Below are 18875 nucleotides of genomic sequence, written 5' to 3'. Positions count from 1 at the left end.
GGGCCCGCCGTTCGATCGTGTGCCGTTCCAGGCACTCGACGATCGCGGCGGGGTCGTGCTGTGAGGCCATTCGCTCCCGCAGCGCCAAGGCCCCACGGGTGAGGGACTCGCCCTCCAGTGCCCGGACCGCCCCCTCGTACAGGGTCCGCGGATCGACCCGCTCGGGCTCCGGGGCCACGGCCGCGCCCGCCTCCGCCATCCGGCGCGCCAGGACCGGTTCGTCGAACAGACGCGCCCGCCCCACGATGACCTGGGGGACGGCGTGCGCCGCCATGGTGAACACCGTTCCCGGCCCTCCGTGGTTGATGGTGGCGGTGCTGGTCGCGGCCAGAGCGTGCAACGGCACGTAGTCCACCAACCGCACGTTCGAAGGCACCGTGCCCAGGTCCTGGCGGGCCTGGAGCGGGACGGTGGCCACCACCTCGGCGTCCACCTGACCCAACGCCTCCAACACCTCGCCCAACGGCAACGTGTACCGACCGAACCGATCCGTGGCGCTGGTCCCCAACGTCAAACACAGACGCCGACCCTCGGCGGGCCGGCGCAGCCAGTCCGGCACCACCGCGCGACCGTTGTAGGGAACGAACCGCATCCCCAGATACCGCACCCCCAACCGGCCATCGACCGGTATCCGCAACACGTCCGGGACCTGATCGATGGTGGCCTGACCCACCACCAACTCCTCGTCGAAGCCAACCCCGTAACGGGCCGCCAACCCCGACAACCACTCACCCAACGGATCCTCACGGACCTCGGGGACCTGCTCCTCCATCCGCCCCAGGAACAACCCCCGCATCCGCGCGAACAGATCGACGCTCCATAGAAAGCGCACGTGCGCGGCCCCACAGGCACGCGCCGCCACCGCACCGGCGAACGTCGTCGGCTCCCACACCACCAGGTCGGGTTTCCAAGTGCGGCACAGGTCCACGAGATCGCCGACCATGGGCTCATTGACCATCCGCCACCAGAAGGGGACCAGCTGCCGGTGCCCGTCCCTGAGGTGTCGCCAGGTCAGCCTGCTCTCGTCCTCCTCACCGAAGTCGAGCAGGGGAAGCCCGCCGGAGGCGAAACGGCGGCTGATCCGCCCGAAGTGGTGGTCCCGGCCGACCGGGGCGAAGGGCAGCCCGGCGGCGGAGACCGCACCGGCCAGCTCCGGCTGGCTCGCCACCACCACCTCGTGCCCCGCCGACCTCAACGCCCACGCCAACGGAACCAGACCCAGGAAATGGGTCCGCTCGGCCTGCGCGGCGATCACTACGCGCACACGTCCTCCTCCACGCCCTCGGCGCCCCGACCGGGGCACCCCCGGCTCAGGCCTTCGCGGGCCTCGGTTCGGGTTCCGGATCGGGGTGACCATCGACGCGATAGCCGGTCCCCGTATAGGCGAGGTACACGTCGTCCAACGACGGCGGTGTCACGGAGACCGAGCGGATACCGGTGCTCAGCCGCGCGAACAGTTCGGGGAGGAACCTCTCCCCCTCGGCCACGTGGATCACGACCTTGTCGCCCTCGACCGAGGCCGTGACGCCGAACTCCTCCTGGAGCGCCCTACCGAGCTCCGCGCCATCGGCGGAGATCAACTCGACGCGGTCCCTGCCGATACCGGCCTTCAGCTCGCGCGGCGTCCCCTGGGCGACGATCTCGCCCCGGTCCAGAATGGCGATGCGATCGCAGTTCTCGGCCTCTTCCAGGTAGTGCGTGGTCATGAAGACCGAGGTCCCGTCGCGCAGGTTGTTCTCCCGCATGCCCTCCCAGATCACCTGGCGCGTCTGCGGGTCGAGGCTGACCGTGGGCTCGTCCAGGAACAGCACGGCGGGACGGTGCAACATCGCACGGACGATCTCCAGCCTGCGCCGCATGCCCCCCGAGTAGGACCCGGCGACCCTGTGCTGGTGCTCGACCAGGCCGACCATCTCCAGCGCCTCGTCGACGCGCTCATCGGCCACACCCTTGGGGACGCCGTAGATGTCCGCGTGGAAACGCAGGTTCTGCCAGCCGGTCAGGTAGAGGTCCAGCGTCTGTTCCTGGAACACGAGACCGATCCCACGACGCACCTCCTCCTGGGCGGCGACCACGTCGTGTCCCGCGACCAGGGCCGTACCGCCCGTGGGCTCGGTGAGGGTGCACAACATCCGGATCATCGTGGACTTCCCGGCACCGTTGGGGCCGAGCAGACCGAAGATCTCGCCCCGGCCGACGTCCAGGTCGACGCCCTTGACCGCCTCGATCTCCCCGTAGACCTTGCGCAGTCCGCGGGTGGAGATGGCCATGTCCGGGGCGACCTCCGAAGGGGCGCTCACGAGGTCCCCCGGTCCACGAGGTACTCCCGGGTCCCGGCCCCGGCGACCAGGGACTCGACGAAGGCCACGCCGGTCTCCTCCCACTGGGCGCGGTAGAGGGCGAACACGTTCACCGGGCGGAGGGTCCCCTCGTCCAGCAGGTGCTCGGGGAGCGTGCCCTCCCGCGCCGGGACCGCCCCGGTCGCGGCCAGTCCGCGCACCTCGGGCTCCGGGGTCCAGAAGTAGAGTTTGCGGATGCTCCACATGGCGAACGCGTAGTTCACGGTCAGGGCGACCACCGCGGTGTGGACGTCCTCCGGGGCCTCCCGGTCCACGGTCACCGCGCACTTGACGTACCCGCTGTTCGGGTTGAACTCGTGCAGCGAGACGTAGCCGAGGAGCGCGCGTTCCTCGCCGACGCGCACGAAGAACTGCGCGGAGATCTCCTGCATGCGCCGGTTCGGCCAGATCGTGGGGGACGAGAGCACGTCCCGTCGATCGATGCCCCGCACCCCCCGGTCCGCGAACTCGGCGTGGACCTCGCGGCCGGTCCTGGTCCGAGTGGCCTCAAGTGCGATTCCGGGCGTGTGGATGTGTGGAAGTATCACGCCGACACCCCTGCTATCTCGTCTGGGTCGTTCCGTGCCGATGAGCAGGCAGACCCTAGCACCGGGCCGAACGCCGGACCGGGCCCCGCTCGAGGCCGCGAGGTTGAGCGGCCGGACCGTCCGGTGCACACTCTCCCCCGACATCGACACGGCCCGGTGCGACCACCCCGGTGGTCCCGCCGGCGAGACATCCGAACCAGAGGGCCATGGGCACCGCACCCCGGTACGACCCGTCCGAGCAGAGCTTCTCCGACCTGTCGGGAGAGCGCGTCCTGGTGTTCGGCGGCACCGGATTCCTCGGCCGCCACGTGTGCGCCGCCCTGCGCTCGACGGGGGCACGGGTCGTCACCGTGTCGAGGAACGCTCCGGCCGGAGGTACGCCCGACGACTCGGTCCCGATGGACCTCGCGTCCGCGACCGAGGCCGAACTCGTCCGGCTCGTCCACGACCACGCCCCGAGGGTCGTGATCAACGCCGCCGGAAGGGCCCACGGCGGCGAGCCGAGCGAACTCCTCGCGGTCAACGCCGAGGCCGTGGAACGGTTGGCGCACGCCCTGCCCGCGGCACCCGAACCCCCGAGGCTCGTCCACCTGGGCAGCATCCACGAGTACGGAACCGGCGAGGTCGGGACCGGTTTCCTGGAGGACGGCCCGACCCGGCCGGTCGGCGCCTACGCGGCGGCCAAACTCCGCGCCACCCTCGCGGTCATCGAAGCCGTCCGTACCCGGGGACTGGACGGGACCGTGCTGCGCATCGGCAACGTGGTGGGCCCCGGAGCCCCACGTCAGAGCCTCCTGGGCACGGTCGCCCACAGCCTGGCCGAGGCGGCAGAGCGGGCCCGGACCTCCGGCGAACGTCCACGGCTGCGGTTGACCCCCTTGCGCGCGCAACGGGACTTCGTCGACGTGCGCGACGTCGCGGAGGCGGTGCTGGCCGCGGCGACCGCGCCCCTCGCCTCGGTCAGAGGACGGGTCGTCAACGTCGGCTGCGGGCGGGCGATACCCGTGCGACAGGCGGTGGAACGGATGATCGCGTTGAGCGGCGCCCCCCTCGACATCGTCGAGCGGGCCTCGGAGACGGGCCGCTCCGATCCCCGGTGGCAACGGATGGACATCGGCGCCGCCGGCGAGCTGCTGTCATGGCGTCCGCGAAGGGATCTGGAGCGCTCCCTGTCCGATCTGTTGGAGGAGGCACGCCGCTCCCGAGCACGGCGGACCGCCGCGGAGTAGTAGCGTTCTGCGGTCTTCGGTCCATGGAACCCGCTCCGGCGGACCACCGCACCCGGGTGAAAGGAGAAGCGTGGCAGCCGACATCTCGCGGACCGCCATCCCAGGTGTGCTCATCTTCGATCCGGCCCGCATACCCGACGAGCGTGGTGTCTTCTACGAGGGCATCCGGACGGAGGACGTCGAGGCGGCGGGGGAGGCTCCCTTCCGACCGCACCAGATCAACTACTCCGTCTCCCGCCGCAACACTCTGCGGGGCGTCCACTCGGTGACCGTGCCCCCGGGACAGGCGAAGTTGGTGACGTGTGTACGCGGCGCCGTACGCGACATCGTGGTGGACCTGCGCATCGGCTCACCGACCTTCGGCGAGCACCACGTCACCTCGCTGGACGAGGCCTCGGGACGCTCGGTCTACGTACCTCCGGGGGTGGGCCACGGGTTCCTCTCCCTGGCCGACGACACCTGTATCTGTTACGTGCTGTCCACCGCCCATGTGCAGGGCACACAGGTCGACGTCGATCCCCTGGACCCCGAGCTCGCCCTCCCCTGGGGGTTCACCGAACGGCCCCTGATGTCGGAGAAGGACGCTCGGGCGAACGGGGTCGCGGAGGCCGCCGCCGCGGGACTCCTGCCCTTGTGGGAAGAGACCCGTTGAGACCACCCGCGGCGGACGTCCCGCCGGACGCCCCGTGACGTGAACACCGCCGTGCCCCGCCGTCTCGAAGCCCACCGAGACCGCCCCCACTCAGGAGGAGTCGGATGGAGACCAGCGAACGACCAGCACAGATCCTCGAAAGTGTCCGCGCCTATCACCGCGAGATGGACCGGGACACCGGGTTCGTGCCGGGCGAGACCGAGATCTGGACCTCCGGCGCCGTACTCACCGAGGACGACAGGGCGGCCCTGGTCGAGGCCGCCCTGGACATGAGGATCGCCGCCGGACCGCACTCGAGACGTTTCGAGTCGGCGTTCGCGCGCTATCTGGGTCTGCGCAAGGCGCACCTGACCAACTCCGGATCGTCCGCGAACCTGCTCGCGCTCTCCGCCTTCACCTCCCACCTGTTGGGGGACGAGCGGCTGCTCCCCGGCGACGAGGTGATCACGGCCGCGGCGAGCTTCCCGACCACGGTGAACCCGGTCCTCCAGAACGGGCTCGTCCCCGTGTTCGTGGACGTCGAGATCGGCACCTACAACACCACCGTGGATCAGATCGCCCAGGCGATCGGCCCCCGGACCCGGGCCATCATGCTGGCCCACTCACTGGGCAACCCCCTGGAGTCCACCGAGATCCAGCAGCTCGCCGAGGATCGCGGGCTCTTCTTCATCGAGGACAACTGCGACGCGGTCGGGTCCACCTACGACGGTCGGCTCACGGGCACCTTCGGGGACGTGTCCACCGTGAGCTTCTACCCGGCCCACCACCTCACCATGGGAGAAGGCGGGTGCGTGCTCACCTCGAACCTCCCCCTGGCCAGGATCGTCGAATCGATGCGCGACTGGGGGCGCGACTGCTGGTGCGATCCGGGGCAGAGCGACGCCTGCTTCCGCCGGTTCGGCTTCCAGATGGGGAACCTTCCCGCAGGCTACGACCACAAGTACACGTACTCCCACGTGGGCTACAACCTCAAGAACACCGACCTCCAGGCGGCGCTCGGACTCAGCCAGCTCACCAGGCTCGACGAGTTCGTGGCGGCCCGACGCCGCAATTGGAGCCGGCTGCGCGAGGCGTTGGAGGACGTTCCGTGGCTCCGCCTGCCCGAGGCGACCGAACGCAGTGAGCCCAGCTGGTTCGGTTTCGTGCTGACCGTGGATCCCGACGCCCCCTTCGACCGCGCCGCGCTCGTGTCCTTCCTGGAAGCGCGCAAGATCGGCACACGTCTGCTGTTCGCCGGAAACCTGACCCGGCATCCGGCCTACATCGATCGGCCCCACCGGATCTCCGGCACCCTGGCCAACAGCGACGTCATCACCGACCGGTCCTTCTGGGTCGGCGTCTACCCGGGCCTCACCGAGGAGATGATCGACTACGTGGCCTCCTCGATCATCGAGTTCGTCAAGAAGCACGCGGGCGGGACACGTTGACCCTCGGGTGGGTCCGGCGGGGGCGCCGCGCGCTCTCCCGGACCCACCGCAACCGGGTTCCGGCCGAATACCGGCCGCTGTGACCTGCCCGAACAAGCCATCCCCGAATCGGTGTTCAAAACCGGGTTTCCATCGAGATTGCCTTGGGTTAATTTCTACACCGAGGCACTCGAATGGACGAGCCTCGAGCTGTACCGGCAGGCGTCGGAGAAGTCCGATCGCTCGCCTTTCAGAAATCGTCCCATCACTTCTAGGAGCCGAAGAACAATGCCCATGAACGACATCCTCGCGCTCCAGGAATTGGAGCTCGAACTCGCCTCGGAAGAGACCCCGCTCATGTGCAGCAGCCTCAGCGCCGGCACCTGTAGCGTCGCCCAGACTCTTTAGTCGCAAGCCCACGACCTGTAAGATCATGGGCGAATCTTCCTCACCCCGTGTCAAGTGATCACTGAAAGGAACTTCGTCTTGTATCTCAATGACATCCTCGCGCTCCAGGAATTGGAGCTCGAACTCGCCTCGGAAGAGACCCCGCTCATGTGCAGCGGCCTGAGCATCGGTACCTGTAGCGTCGCCCAGACCCTGTAGGACACACAGGAATTTCCGAACCCGCCTACACAGGAGGTGATATCGCCTTGACTCTCAATGACATCCTCGCGCTCCAGGAATTGGACCTCGAACTCGCCTCGGAAGAGACCCCGCTCATGTGCAGCGGTTACAGCATCGGTAGTTGCAGCGTCGCGCAGACCCTGTAGGACCGAGGGCCGTCCAGGCCGCCGACCCCAGGGTGCGTGACAAGGTCGACGCCCCTTGGAACCGGCGCCCACGGCCGAGGCCCCGGAGATGACCGACATCGCGTCGCCACCTCCGGGGCCTTCTCACTTGCGTGAGCGCCCGCTCCGGATCAGGACACCGTCACCGGACCTCTGCCCCGACAGACGCGGCAGGAGCGGCGCGGCGGTCCGCTCGCGGATCGCACCGGACCACATCCCGGCTCCATGGATCAGGTCGTCGGCCAGACCCACCAATGTCCAACGCACCGGGTCGACGGGGGGTCGGAGGGCCAGCCAGTCACGTAGCGCCGGAGCGACGGCCAGGGCCCCCAGAACGGCGATCCTCCGTCCCCGACCGGCACGCCGGACCAGCACCAGGGGCAGGACCGGGAACCCCAGACGGATCAGGGCGCGCCCCATGCCGATCATGGCCGCGCCGACCGGTTTCGCGGTCACCACCTCCGCGACGGACTCGGGCACGCCCTCGCGACGCAGTCGATCCGACAGCCCCAGCACCGCGGCGCCCAGCACCGCTCCGGCCGCCACGGGGGAAAGGGCCGTCAGGGCCAAGGCGGCGGCCGTGGGGCCCGGCCTCAGCATGACGGCGGAGATCCGGTCCGGATGCCGCACCGCGAGCGGTCCGGAGGCCCTCCCGTAATGGAACCTGCGCGACATGTAGGTGCGCCACGACACCGGTTCGGTGTGGCTCACCCGGACGTCGGGGGCGTAGCGCACGCTCCAGCCCGCGTCGACCAGACGCCACACGGCGTCCACGTCCTCGCCGCAACGCAGGCCCCCGTCGAAGGGAACCCCGTCCACGGCCGAGCACCGCACGACCATCGTGCAGGTGGGCAGGACACCGATACGCGTACCCGTCCTCACCAGGGCCTCCGTCTCCCCCATGTCCATAGGGAAACGGGAGACCGAGTACGCGGCGAGCAGCGGATCCCCGGTCGCCACGGGCAGGATCCGCGGAGCGACCGCGCCGACCTCGGGGTCGGCGAAGTGGGCGAGCAGAGGTGGCAGCCACCCCGGTCCGGGCACACAGTCGGTGTCGACGAAGGCCACGAAGTCGACCTTCCCGGCGCACGCCGCGAACCCGGAGTTACGGGAGGCGGCGGGCCCCCCGTTCTCGGACCGGACGACCAGCGTCGCACCATGGCGGGCGGCGATCGCGGCGACGGCCTCGGGGTCCGGGGAGACGTCGTCGACCACGACCACCTCGTCGATCGTCCCGACGTTCCCGGGATCGCCGAGCGCACGAAGGAGCCGATCCAGGTCGTCGACACGGCCGAAGACCGGGATGACCACGGCGGTCCGCGACCGCTCGGGGGGCGCGGGGGGCCGGGGATGGGCGCAGCCGGCGTTGATCAGGCGACGGGCCACGAGGCCCTGTTCGACGGTCTCCACCCGCCGGTCCCAGAGTCCGGCCAGGGCCTCGGCCTCATCGGAGGAGAGGTGGAGGACGCCCGGGGGGTCACCACCGACGACGGCCCGGCCACCGGGGCGGACCATCGTCCCGTCGGCCGGCACGATGCCGAACCCCATGGGGATAGGAGTGGATCCGGTCCTGGGGACCACCGTTCCGACGCTTCGGCCCCCTCCCGACGCGTCCGCTCGCACTTCACCATCGGGGGGACTGGTCATCGGTCGGTCCTCTCCTGGACGCGGGGGCGCCCTCACCGTGGTGGCCACCGACCCGAGGCCGACGGCCGGAGGGAGCGGCGCGCGGGCGGACCTACGATAACCATCCCCGTGCGGAGCGGACCGCAGCACCGATGAAGGAGACCGCCTTGCCCGTCCCCCTGTCCCTGGTGGACCCCCTCCCGATCTTCGCCGGCGCGACCCTCGCGGAGTCGGTCGAATCGGGGATCGAGCTGGCCCGCGACGCCGAGAGGCTCGGCTACCACAGGCTCTGGTACACCGAACACCACAATCAGGGCTGTTACGCGGGTTCCGCGACCAGCGTCCTCATCGCCCACGCGGCCTGCCGGACCGATCGCATCAGGTTGGGCGCCGGAGGCGTGATGCTGCCGAACCACTCCCCCCTCGTGGTCGCCGAGCACTTCGGCACCCTCGCGACGCTGCACCCGGACCGGATCGATCTGGGGGTGGGGCGCGGGGTAGGCGGGCCCGCGCACACCTCCCGCGCACTGCGCAGAAGCACCGACCGCACCGACTCCTACGAGGAGGACCTCGCCGAACTGCGGGGCCATCTGTGGGACTCCCCGGACGACCACGGGGAGGAGTCCGTACGGGCCTTCCCCGGTACGGGCACCCGCGTCCCCCTGTACCTGCTGGGTTCATCGGTCGCCGCGGCCCGGACGGCCGCCTCCTCGGGCCTGCCCTTCTGTTTCGCCTCGCACTTCACGCCCGACCCGTTGGAGGAGGCTTCGCGCGTCTACCGCTCCGAGTTCCGTCCCTCCCCGCAGTGCGCCGAGCCGTGGTTCATCGCCGGTGTCAACGTCACCGCCGCGGAGACCGGGGCTCAGGCGCAGGAGGAGGTATGGGCCGCCCGGCGACGTCTCTCCCCGGCCCTGTCGTCGGGTCGTTCGAACGCCGAGGAGACCCGCGCGGCCTTCGATTCACCGCTCGGGCGACGGTTCCTTCAGCGCTACACCTACTCCGCCATCGGTGCCGCGGAGGAGACCGCCCGCTACCTGAGGTGGTTCGCGGAACACGCGGGCGCCGACGAGCTCATGATCGAGTTCCACACGGGAAGCGCCCGGGCCCGGGAGGTCGCGCTGCGGCTGGTGGCCGACGCGATGCTCACGGGGTGAGCACGTCGCCGGGGGGCCGACCGTTGTCCCGCCGGCGTTACAGCCGAATGCCCGAACCGGGCACCGTCCACCGTCTCGGACGACCGGCCCTATGAACGACCACCGACCCCGGGGAACGACATGCGCGTGCTCTTCGCGAACTTTCCGCTCCAATCCCACCTGCTCTTCATGGTGCCGACGGCCTGGGCGCTGCGCTCCGCGGGACACACGGTCCACGTGGCGGGCCATCCGGAGTCCGCCCCCCACGCCGCGGCGGCGGGTCTGCCCTTCGTCCCCGTGGGCGAGCCCTATCGGGGGTGGGAGTTGATGCGACGCAAGGAGGCCTCGGGCACCGCCGGGCGGGACCGCTTCGTCATCAAACGTGAGTACATCGAGGGAGAGCACACCCGGGAGCTGCTCCTGAAACTCGTCGAGGGACAGGTCAAGTCCGCGGACGTGATCCATGGCCCCACGATCACCGACCTCACCGCCTTCTGCCGCTCCTGGCGACCGGACCTCGTGCTCTGGGACCCGATGTTCCCCGCCGCGCCGATCGCGGCGGAGGCCGCGGGGGCGGCCCACGCGCGTTTCCTTCCCGGGCAGGACTACTACGGCTGGCTGAGGAACCGGTTCCTGGACGTCCACCGGGCCGACGGTGCACGGAACCTCGGAACTTCGGACGTCCCGGAAGAGGACGACGATCCCCTGGGCCACTGGCTGGGCACGTGGGCGTCGCGCTACGGGGTCCCCTTCTCCGAGACCCTCTCCCTGGGGCACTTCACCGTCGACCTGCTACCGGACTGGGCACGGCTCCAGGGCGGACCCGACCCCCTGAGGATGCGCTATGTCCCCTACAGCGGACGCGCCGTCCTTCCCCGCCGCTTCCGGGAGAGGCCGCGCGGGCCACGGGTGTGCCTCGTGCTCAGCACCACCTCGGCGCGCCAGCCCCTCTTCCCCTCGGCCACCCCCGAGGAGCTCCAGGAGATCCTGAACGTGTTGGCCGACCTCCCCGTGGAGGTCGTGGTCGCGGGGGCCGGCCCGTGGCGGGGCTCGGTCGACGCTCCGGACAACGCCGTTCTCGTGGACTTCGTCCCCCTCCACGAACTGCTGCCCACGTGTTCGGCGGTGATCCACACCGGCGGTTTCAATGTCTTCGGCAACGCGCTCCATGAGGGCGTCCCCCAGCTGCCGCTCAGACCCTGGATGCACTTCGACTCGTTGTTGCGGGCCGAACTGCTCGCCGGTCAGGGCGCCGGGATCGTGAGCGCGCCCGAGTCGCCCGCCGCGAGTGTTCGACGCGGCCTGATCAGGCTGCTGGACGAGCCGGGTTTCCAGGAGGAGGCCCGACGGCTGTCCGAGGAGACACGGACCCGTCCCCTCCCGGCCGAGATGGTCCCCGTGTTCGAAGAGCTCGCCCTACGGCACCGCGCGACGTGAGGACCGGGCCGGTCAGGGCTTCCCCGCCGCCCGACGCACCCCGTCCAACAGCCGCGCCAGGTCGAGGATCGTCTCGGGCACACCCGGCCGCTCTCCGAACTCGATCGCCGTCGCGAAGTCACCGAGGACGTTGGCGAACTGGTGGTCGGCCTCCACCTCGATGGTCTCCTCCCCCTGTCCCTCGCGCAGCCGCAACACCGGTCGCATCTCCGCGGGCGGCGTGAACGCGCGGTCCACCGAGAGGGTCCCGCCGGTACCCCAGATCGCGTAGGAGTTCCGGTACTGGACGCCGATACCGAAGGCGAGCCGGGCGGAGGCCCCGTGGGCGTCCGCCAACAGGACCGAGCCGCCGACGTCCACCCCACGATCGGGGTCGTGGCGCAGTACGGCGCCCCGTACCCGGAGTTCCGTGCCCAGGAAGTACTGCGCGAGACGCAAGGGGTAGACCCCCACGTCCAGCAGGGCTCCCCCGCCGAGAGTCGGGTCGTAACGAATGTCGTGGTCGGGGCGCCGGGGCACCCCGAACTCGCTGTCGACGGAGCAGACCCGACCGATCGCGCCGGAGTCCAGCATCTCCCCCACCCGACTCTGCTGGGAGTGGTGGAGGAACCCGAAGTTCTCCCGCAGGACCCTCCCCCGGCTCTTGGCGAGGTCGACCAGTTCGGCGGCGCCGGCGTGGTCGGTCGTCAACGGCTTCTCCGAGAGGACGTGCAGATCGCGGGTGAGCGCCCGTGCCACCCACTCCCTGCGCAGGGCCACCGGGAGGGGGATGTAGACCGCGTCGAGGTCCTCCCTCTCCAGAAGGCGCTCGTACCCGGTCACCGCGTCGCAGTCGAACCGTTCCGCGAACCTGCGCGCCTTCTCGGGGTCACGGCTGGCGATGGCCACCAGTTCCGTACGCGGGTTGTCGACGGCGGCGGGGAGCACCCGCCGCCAGGCGATGTCGGCACACCCCAGAACGCCCAGTCGTACGGTGCTCTCCCTGCCCCTCACGGCCTTCACACTCCAGTGATCCCGATGATCCCGACGAACCGTTCCCACTCCGCCCCCACGTCGACCCGGCCTCGGCCGGAGCCTTCCGCGCCGGCCGCCGTGTACTCCGTCTCCGGCCCAGTACACCATCCTCGAACCGCACGGAGATCGCCGACGGAGACCGTCCCCGCCTCCCTCATCGCTCGGAGGGGCGCGGGTCTCCGGTGGCGGCCCCCGCCCGTACGGACCCCCTTCGCGCGGCCAACCGTTCCAGTTCGACGGTGAGCTCCCCGGGTGCGGGCCGGGAACGGATCCCCGCCGCGATCCGGCGGGCGCCGCGACCCAGTTCCTCGTCCTCGAGGACGCGCCGCGCGCTGTCGGCGAGGAGTTCGGGGGTGGCCCGCGCGACCGGCACGTCCAACGCCGCGCCCAGCGCGCTCAACCGACGCGCGAGCATGGGGTTGTCGAACCAACTGGCCAGGATGGCCTGGGGGAGCCCCGCGGCGAGGCCGGTGAGCACGCTCCCCCAGCCTCCGTGGTTGATGGTGGCGGTGCTGGTCGCGGCCAGGGCGTGCAAGGGCACGTAGTCCACCAACCGCACATTCGAAGGAACCGCGCCCAGGTCCTGTCGGGCCTTGAGCGGGACGGTGGCCACCACCTCGGCGTCCACCTGACCCCACGCCTCCAACACCTCGCCCAACGGCAACGTGTACCCACCGAACCGATCCGTGGCGCTGGTCCCGAACGTCAAACACAGACGCCGACCCTCAGGACGCTCACGCAGCCAGTCCGGCAGCACCGCGCGACCGTTGTAGGGAACGAACCGCATCCCCAGATACCGCACCCCCAACCGGTCATCGACCGGTATCCGCAACACGTCCGGAACCTGATCGATGGTGGCCTGACCCACCACCAGCTCCTCGTCGAACTCCACCCCGTAACGGGCCGCCAACCCCGACAACCACTCACCCAACGGATCCTCACGGGAGTGGACGGGTCTCTCGGCCGACCGCTCCAGGAACAGCCCCCGCATCCGCGCGAAGATGTCGGCGCCCCAGATGTAACGGACGTGCGCCGCTCCACAGGCGCGCGCCGCCACCGCGCCGGCGAAACTCACCGACCCCCAGACGACCAGGTCGGGTTTCCAGGTGCGGCACAGGTCCACGAGGTCGTCGGCCATGGAGTCGTTGACCATCCGCCACCAGTGCGGGACCACCCGGCGGTAGCCCTCGATCAGGTAGTCCCAGGTCACCTCGTGTTCGGGGGCGTCGGCCATCCCGAAGGGCGGGGTGTCCTTCTCCAGGACGCCGAGCAGGGAGTAGGCGCGCATCATGCGCCAGAAACCGTGGTCCCGGCCGACCGGGGCGAAGGGCAGCCCGGCGGCGGAGACCGCGCCGGCCAGCTCCGGCTGGCTGGCCACCACCACCTCGTGCCCCGCCGACCTCAACGCCCACGCCAACGGAACCAGACCCAGGAAGTGCGGTTTCTCGGCCGCCGTGGTCACCAGCACGCGCATCTGCGCCCCTCCTCAGCCTCCGTACACGGGTGCCCCCGGACGGTGATGCTCCGCCGTCCGAAGGACGTACGCGACAGCCGCCCGGGCGCCGGACAAGGAATACCGGAAAGACCGCTTCACCGGGTTTCGACGACCACCTCGGGCGCTGAGGCCCATCTCCGTCGCCCTCTGTTGCTCATGTGAATCCTGGTGGTGCCCATGGGGGCATCACACGTGCTCTGGGCGTCCCGGCCGCGCCGAGCGTCCGGCCCCACCACCAAGGACCGACGGCGCCTGGCCGCCCGACCGATGCCCGGATACTCTGCCCCTCCCCCGCGCCACCGCGGGTGTGGCGACGCGGGCACGACGTCGAACGGGCCCGTTCTCAGAGAGGGGTACAGCGATGCGGGTGGTCGTCGCGACGATCGCGGAACGGACCGATCTGCTCAACCTGGTTCCGTTGGCGTGGGCGTTGAGGTCGGCGGGGCACGAGGTGGTGGTGGCCAGCCAGCCGGAGCTGGCCGGCGCGGTCTCCGCCGCCGGGCTGCCCTTCGCCCCGGTCGGCCGGGATCACGGTTTCTGGCGCATGATGCGCGCCTACTCCCTGTTCGGCGTCCTGGAGAAGGACACCCCGCCCTTCGGGATGGCCGCCGCCCCCGAACACGAGGTGACCTGGGACTACCTGATCGAGGGCTACCGCCGGGGGGTCCCGCACTGGTGGCGGATGGTCAACGACTCCATGGCCGACGACCTCGTGGACCTGTGCCGCACCTGGAAACCCGACCTGGTGGTGTGGGACCCCATCACCTTCTGTGCCCCGGTCGCCGCGCGCGCCGCCGGGGCCGCGCACGTCCGTTACATCTGGGGCGTGGACACCCTGGCCAGAGTCCGGGGGTTGTTCCTGGGGCGGATGGAGGAGCAGGTCCCCGAGGTCCGTGAGGATCCGTTGGGTGAGTGGTTGTCGGGGTTGGCGGCCCGTTACGGGGTGGAGTTCGACGAGGAGTTGGTGGTGGGTCAGGCCACCATCGATCAGGTTCCGGATGTGTTGCGGATACCGGTCGATGGCCGGTTGGGGGTGCGGTATCTGGGGATGCGGTTAGTTCCCTACAACGGTCGCGCGGTGGTGCCGGACTGGCTGCGTGAGCGTCCTGAGGGTCGGCGTCTGTGTTTGACGTTGGGGACCAGCGCCACGGACCGGTTCGGTGGGTACACGTTGCCGTTGGGCGAGGGGTTGGAGGCGTTGGGTCAGGTGGACGCCGAGGTGGTGGCCACCGTCCCGCTCAAGGCCCGACAGGACCTGGGCACGGTGCCTTCGAATGTGCGGTTGGTGGACTACGTGCCCTTGCACGCCCTGGCCGCGACCAGCACCGCCACCATCAACCACGGGGGGACGGGGACCGTCTGGACCGGACTCGTGCACGGTCTGCCCCAACTGTTCGTGCCCCGGCCGACCTTCGACGAACCGATGCTCGCCCGACTGATCCAGGGCCAGGGCGCCGGTCTGGTGGCGGAACCGGACCCGGACGAGATCCTGCGGGCGTCCGAACGAGTCCTGACCGAACCCGCTCTCGCCGAACGGGCGGCACTGCTGCGCGAACAGATGTTGGACCGGCCCACCCCCGCCGCCATGACCGCGGAACTGGAACGGATCGCCGCCTCCCCCTCCCGTTGAGAGCACGGCCCTCACCGGAACGGATACGTATCGCCCGCTCACGCATGGTCGCGATCCGCACCCGCCTTCTCCCCCGTCTCTTTGTGGTTCACTGCGCATCGGCCAAGGTGAACGACCGTTCCCAGAAACGTCTCAGCCGTATTCGCCGACCGTGTTACGGAACACCGGTGGCCGATCATCCGACGATGTCGAACAAGAGAAAGGTGAGAACGTCACCGTGGCATTGCTAGAAGTCGAGAAGCTCTCCAAGAGCTACGGCTCGAACACAGCGGTCGCCGAGGTCGGTTTCCATATCGACAAAGGAGAGACCTACGGTCTCCTGGGCCCCAACGGCGCGGGCAAGAGCACGACGATCTCGATCATCGCCGGCGTGCTCAAGGCCGACTCCGGTTCCGTCCGTATCGACGGACAGGAACACGGTGTGAGTAACGCGGCGACCAAGGGACAGATCGGTTTCGTCCCCCAGGAACTGGCCCTGTACCCGGACCTCAACGCCTGGGACAACCTCATGTTCTTCGCCCGCCTCTACGGCCTCTCGGGGGCGAAGGCACGCAGCAGATGCGGCGAGATCCTGGAGATCATCGATCTCACCGACCGCGCGAAGGAGAACGTCTCCACGTTCTCCGGCGGCATGTCCAGACGTCTCAACATCGGGGTGGGCATGCTCAACCGACCCCGACTCCTCATCCTCGACGAGCCCGCCGTCGGCGTCGACGCCCAGAGCCGGAACGCGATCCTGGAGAGCATCCAACGCCAGGCCGCCGACGGCGTGTCCGTCCTCTACACGACCCACTACATGGAAGAGGCGGAGCGGCTCTGCGACCGGGTCGGCATCATCGACTCCGGCCGGATCCAGGCAGAGGGGACCCAGCGGGAACTGATCTCCCAGGTCGGTGAGGACGACACCATCGTCCTCTCGCTGGGCGGCGGCAAGGACCGGGCGGTCCGAGCTCTGAAGGAACTCTCCGAGGTCCGGGAGGTCAGCGTGGAGGGCTCCGAGGTCCGTCTGCTCCTGAAGGACGCGCGATCGGTGATCGCGAGGATCCTGGAGGTCGTCACCGCGAGCGAGGCCGTTCTGCGCTCGGTGGAGGTACAGGAACCGGACCTGGAGGCGGTCTTCCTGCACCTCACCGGCAAGGCCCTGCGGGAATGAGGAAAGAACCCATGAGCGCCTTCTTCACCCTGGTCCTCAAGGACCTGCGCCAACGTCTCAAAGACGGCACCCTTCTGGTCTTCGCCATCGTGCTGCCCCTCGGTCTCGCCTTTCTCCTGAACATGCTTCTGGGCGGCGATCCCGAAACGGAATTCACCGCGCACTACGGTGTTTCCGACCTCGACGGCGGTGAACTCTCCTCGCTTTTCGTGGACGAGGTCCTGGAGTCCCTCGAAGAGGAGGGGATCGTGGAACTCACGACCCTCTCCTCGGAGGACGAGGCGAACGAGGCGGTGGATTCCGGAGACGTCTCCGCGGCCTTCGTCATCCCCGAGGGGTTCACCGAGGCCCTGCGGAACGACGAGTCCGCCGAGATCCGTGTGATCGGCGACGTCGACTCCCCCGAGGAGGTCGAGGTGGCGGTCGGCATCGCGGAGGCCTTCGCGTCCGAGCACCACCGCGTACAGCTCGCCGTACTGACGACCGATCCCTCCTCCGAGGAGGAGGCCACGCTCACCGAGCAGGCCGCCGGACACCCCACCGCGGTCAGGGTCGTCGAGGACACCGACGTGGACCGGCGACAGCTCGATTCCTCCACCTACTACGCGGCGGGCGCGGCGGTCTTCTTCCTCTTCTTCGCCGCGATGCCGGGTGTGGTCAGTCTCTTCGAGGACCGCCGCACCGGGACCCTGGTCCGGTTGGCCGCGGCGCCGATCGGCACCTTCACGATCCTCATGGCCAGGTTGGCGAGCACGCTCCTCTTCGGGCTGGTCAGCATGGGCCTGGTCATCACCGTGTCCACCCTCACCTTCGGCGCCCGATGGGGTGATCCGCTCGGGGTCACCGCCCTGACCGTCGCGGCCGTCCTGGCGGCGGTCGGAATCGTGTCCGCGGTGGCCGGGTTCGCCGACAACTCCGAACAGGCGACCAACTGGTCGACGGTCGTGGCCCTCCTGCTCGGGCTGATGGGCGGAGCCCTGTTCCCCCTGGCCAATCTGGGCCCCTGGGCCGCCCTGACCTACGTCACCCCGCACTACTGGTTCCTGCGAGGTCTGACGGACCTGACGGCGGGCGGCGGAGCCGTGTCCCTGCTCCTCCCGATCGGCGTCCTGTCGGCCATGGGCGTGGCCGGCGTCGCGGTGGCGCTGAACCGCATGGGAAGGATGCTGCACGCATGAGCAAGACGCTGGCCATCACGGCACTCAACCTGCGTCGAACGTTCCGGGATCGGGGCAACATCTTCTTCATGTTGCTCCTTCCCCTGATCATGGTCTTCATGATGGGGATGTCCTACGGCGGGGACCAGCAACGGCTCGGACTCGTGGTGAACGGCCAGGACCAGCCCCTCGCCGAACGCCTGGCCGACGAGCTGGAGGAGAGCGGACGCTTTCCCATCGAGCGTCTGGGCGACTACGAGCAGCTGCGCGACCGGATCGAACAGGGGCGGATCAACGGGGGTCTGGTCATCCCCGAGGACTACGACGAGACCCTGCGCGACGGTGGGACCGTCGAGATCGGGTTCGTGACCCGCCCCGACGACTGGAGCTCCTACCCTCTCCGGACCTGGGCGAGTTCGATCGCCTCGCAGGAGGCGTCGGTGATCGGCGCGGCCCAGTTCGCCTCCGAGAACGGCGACGAGGGGTTCGACGAGAACCTGCGGCGTTCCGAGGAGGCCGATCCCCCCGGCATCGAGGTGGAGACGGTCACCACCGGAGAGGCCGTCTTCCCCCAGGACGTCGGCCAGTACGGTCTCGCCGCCCCTCCCCTGCTGTTGCTGTTCACCTTCGTCATCTCCCTGACCACGGCGATCGGTGTCGTGGAGATGCGGCAGAAGGGGCTCAGCCGTCGGATGTACTCCACACCGACGCCCCTGAGGACCCTGATCGCGGGGGAGGCGCTGGGCCGGTTCGTGGTCACGATCTCCCAGGCCCTCATCATCCTGGTCGGTTCCTCCCTGCTGTTCGGGGTGGTGTGGGGAGACCCCCTCGCGATCTCGGCGGTGGTGGCGGCCTTCTGCCTCGTCGGCGCGGGTACCGCCATGCTCATCGGCTCGCTGTGCCGCAGTGAGGGCGGCGCTCTGGCCGCGGCCCTGGTCGTGGGCCTTGGGGCCGCCGGTGCCGGCGGAACGATGGTGCCGTTGGAGGCGCTCTCCGGACCGTCCCGAACGGCGGCCTACGCCACCCCGCACGCCTGGGGGTACGAGGCCTTCAGCGAACTCATCAGGCACGGCGGCGGGATCCTCGACATCCTGCCCCAGTTGGGGGCCCTGTGCGGGTTCGCGGTCGTGCTCTTCGGGCTCGGAGCCTGGCGGATGAAGTGGGTCCTCACCCGCTGACATGGAACGGCGGGCCCCCGCGGAACGACTCTCGGTCGTGTCCGTGGGAGCCCGCCGTCACCGCGGTCGTCCCAGGCGGTTCCCCCG

General features: G+C 69.7%; 15 protein-coding genes. 9 read left to right on the top strand and 6 right to left on the bottom strand.

Going from position 1 to position 18875, the window contains the following annotated elements:
* The 3 genes from D451_RS26185 to D451_RS26180 form a co-directional block, all read right to left on the bottom strand.
* Positions 1–1264: activator-dependent family glycosyltransferase (locus D451_RS26185; RefSeq protein ID WP_036567647.1), on the bottom strand; the 1264-nt coding region annotated here is incomplete at its 3' end.
* 46 nt (positions 1265–1310) lie between these two features.
* Entirely contained in the window at positions 1311–2270 is a 960-nt protein-coding gene (locus D451_RS0101610; protein ID WP_014909297.1) for a daunorubicin resistance protein DrrA family ABC transporter ATP-binding protein, read from the bottom strand.
* Positions 2271–2296: 26 nt separating this feature from the next.
* The gene (locus D451_RS26180) at positions 2297–2887 is read right to left on the bottom strand and encodes a hypothetical protein (RefSeq protein WP_017533175.1); all 591 of its coding nucleotides are present in this window, start codon (positions 2885–2887) and stop codon (positions 2297–2299) included.
* 206 nt (positions 2888–3093) lie between these two features.
* Here D451_RS26180 and D451_RS0101600 point away from each other — a divergent pair, with 206 nt between their 5' ends.
* The 3 genes from D451_RS0101600 (at position 3094) to rfbH (ending at position 6195) form a co-directional block, all read left to right on the top strand.
* Entirely contained in the window at positions 3094–4116 is a 1023-nt protein-coding gene (locus tag D451_RS0101600) for an NAD-dependent epimerase/dehydratase family protein (protein WP_017533174.1), read from the top strand.
* A gap of 70 nt (positions 4117–4186) precedes the next feature.
* Entirely contained in the window at positions 4187–4768 is a 582-nt protein-coding gene (locus tag D451_RS0101595) for a dTDP-4-dehydrorhamnose 3,5-epimerase family protein (protein WP_017533173.1), read from the top strand.
* A 104-nt stretch (positions 4769–4872) separates the two neighbouring features.
* Positions 4873–6195: a lipopolysaccharide biosynthesis protein RfbH gene (gene rfbH / locus D451_RS0101590; RefSeq protein ID WP_014908459.1), complete on the top strand. Its 1323-nt coding sequence runs from the start codon at positions 4873–4875 to the stop codon at positions 6193–6195.
* Positions 6196–7070: 875 nt separating this feature from the next.
* On the opposite strand, the gene mftF is transcribed toward rfbH, so the two are convergent.
* Positions 7071–8513, bottom strand: coding sequence for a mycofactocin biosynthesis glycosyltransferase MftF (gene mftF / locus D451_RS0101570; RefSeq protein WP_017533169.1), 1443 nt, complete (start codon positions 8511–8513; stop codon positions 7071–7073).
* Between the two features lie 230 nt (positions 8514–8743).
* On the opposite strand from mftF, the gene D451_RS0101565 reads away from it, so the two are divergent.
* Positions 8744–9745, top strand: coding sequence for an LLM class flavin-dependent oxidoreductase (locus D451_RS0101565; RefSeq protein WP_017533168.1), 1002 nt, complete (start codon positions 8744–8746; stop codon positions 9743–9745).
* A 120-nt stretch (positions 9746–9865) separates the two neighbouring features.
* Positions 9866–11161: a nucleotide disphospho-sugar-binding domain-containing protein gene (locus D451_RS0101560; RefSeq protein WP_017533167.1), complete on the top strand. Its 1296-nt coding sequence runs from the start codon at positions 9866–9868 to the stop codon at positions 11159–11161.
* A gap of 12 nt (positions 11162–11173) precedes the next feature.
* Here D451_RS0101560 and D451_RS0101555 read toward each other — a convergent pair whose 3' ends face one another.
* Together D451_RS0101555 and D451_RS0101545 are read right to left on the bottom strand one after the other, a co-directional pair.
* A complete protein-coding gene (locus tag D451_RS0101555; RefSeq protein ID WP_241463272.1) occupies positions 11174–12154 on the bottom strand; it encodes a Gfo/Idh/MocA family protein in 981 nt (326 codons plus the stop codon).
* A gap of 175 nt (positions 12155–12329) precedes the next feature.
* On the bottom strand, positions 12330–13649 hold the full coding sequence (locus D451_RS0101545; RefSeq protein WP_017533165.1) for an activator-dependent family glycosyltransferase: 1320 nt from the start codon (positions 13647–13649) through the stop codon (positions 12330–12332).
* A gap of 382 nt (positions 13650–14031) precedes the next feature.
* Here D451_RS0101545 and D451_RS0101540 point away from each other — a divergent pair, with 382 nt between their 5' ends.
* The 4 genes from D451_RS0101540 to D451_RS0101525 all read left to right on the top strand — a co-directional run bounded on the left by D451_RS0101540 (position 14032) and on the right by D451_RS0101525 (position 18788).
* Positions 14032–15300 (top strand): nucleotide disphospho-sugar-binding domain-containing protein, encoded by a 1269-nt coding sequence (locus D451_RS0101540; protein WP_017533164.1) that lies wholly within the window; start codon positions 14032–14034, stop codon positions 15298–15300.
* Between the two features lie 217 nt (positions 15301–15517).
* Positions 15518–16453, top strand: a complete 936-nt coding sequence (locus D451_RS0101535) for an ABC transporter ATP-binding protein (protein ID WP_036567616.1) — start codon at positions 15518–15520, stop codon at positions 16451–16453.
* An 11-nt stretch (positions 16454–16464) separates the two neighbouring features.
* Positions 16465–17631 (top strand): ABC transporter permease, encoded by a 1167-nt coding sequence (locus D451_RS0101530; RefSeq protein ID WP_017533163.1) that lies wholly within the window; start codon positions 16465–16467, stop codon positions 17629–17631.
* A complete protein-coding gene (locus tag D451_RS0101525) occupies positions 17628–18788 on the top strand; it encodes an ABC transporter permease (protein WP_014911772.1) in 1161 nt (386 codons plus the stop codon). Before D451_RS0101530 ends, D451_RS0101525 begins: the two co-directional genes overlap by 4 nt.
* Positions 18789–18875 lie beyond the last annotated feature (87 nt).

Source organism: Nocardiopsis alba DSM 43377 (assembly GCF_000341225.1).
In the GTDB taxonomy this organism is placed as follows: domain Bacteria; phylum Actinomycetota; class Actinomycetes; order Streptosporangiales; family Streptosporangiaceae; genus Nocardiopsis; species Nocardiopsis alba.
This window is presented reverse-complemented; position numbering and strand designations above follow the sequence as displayed.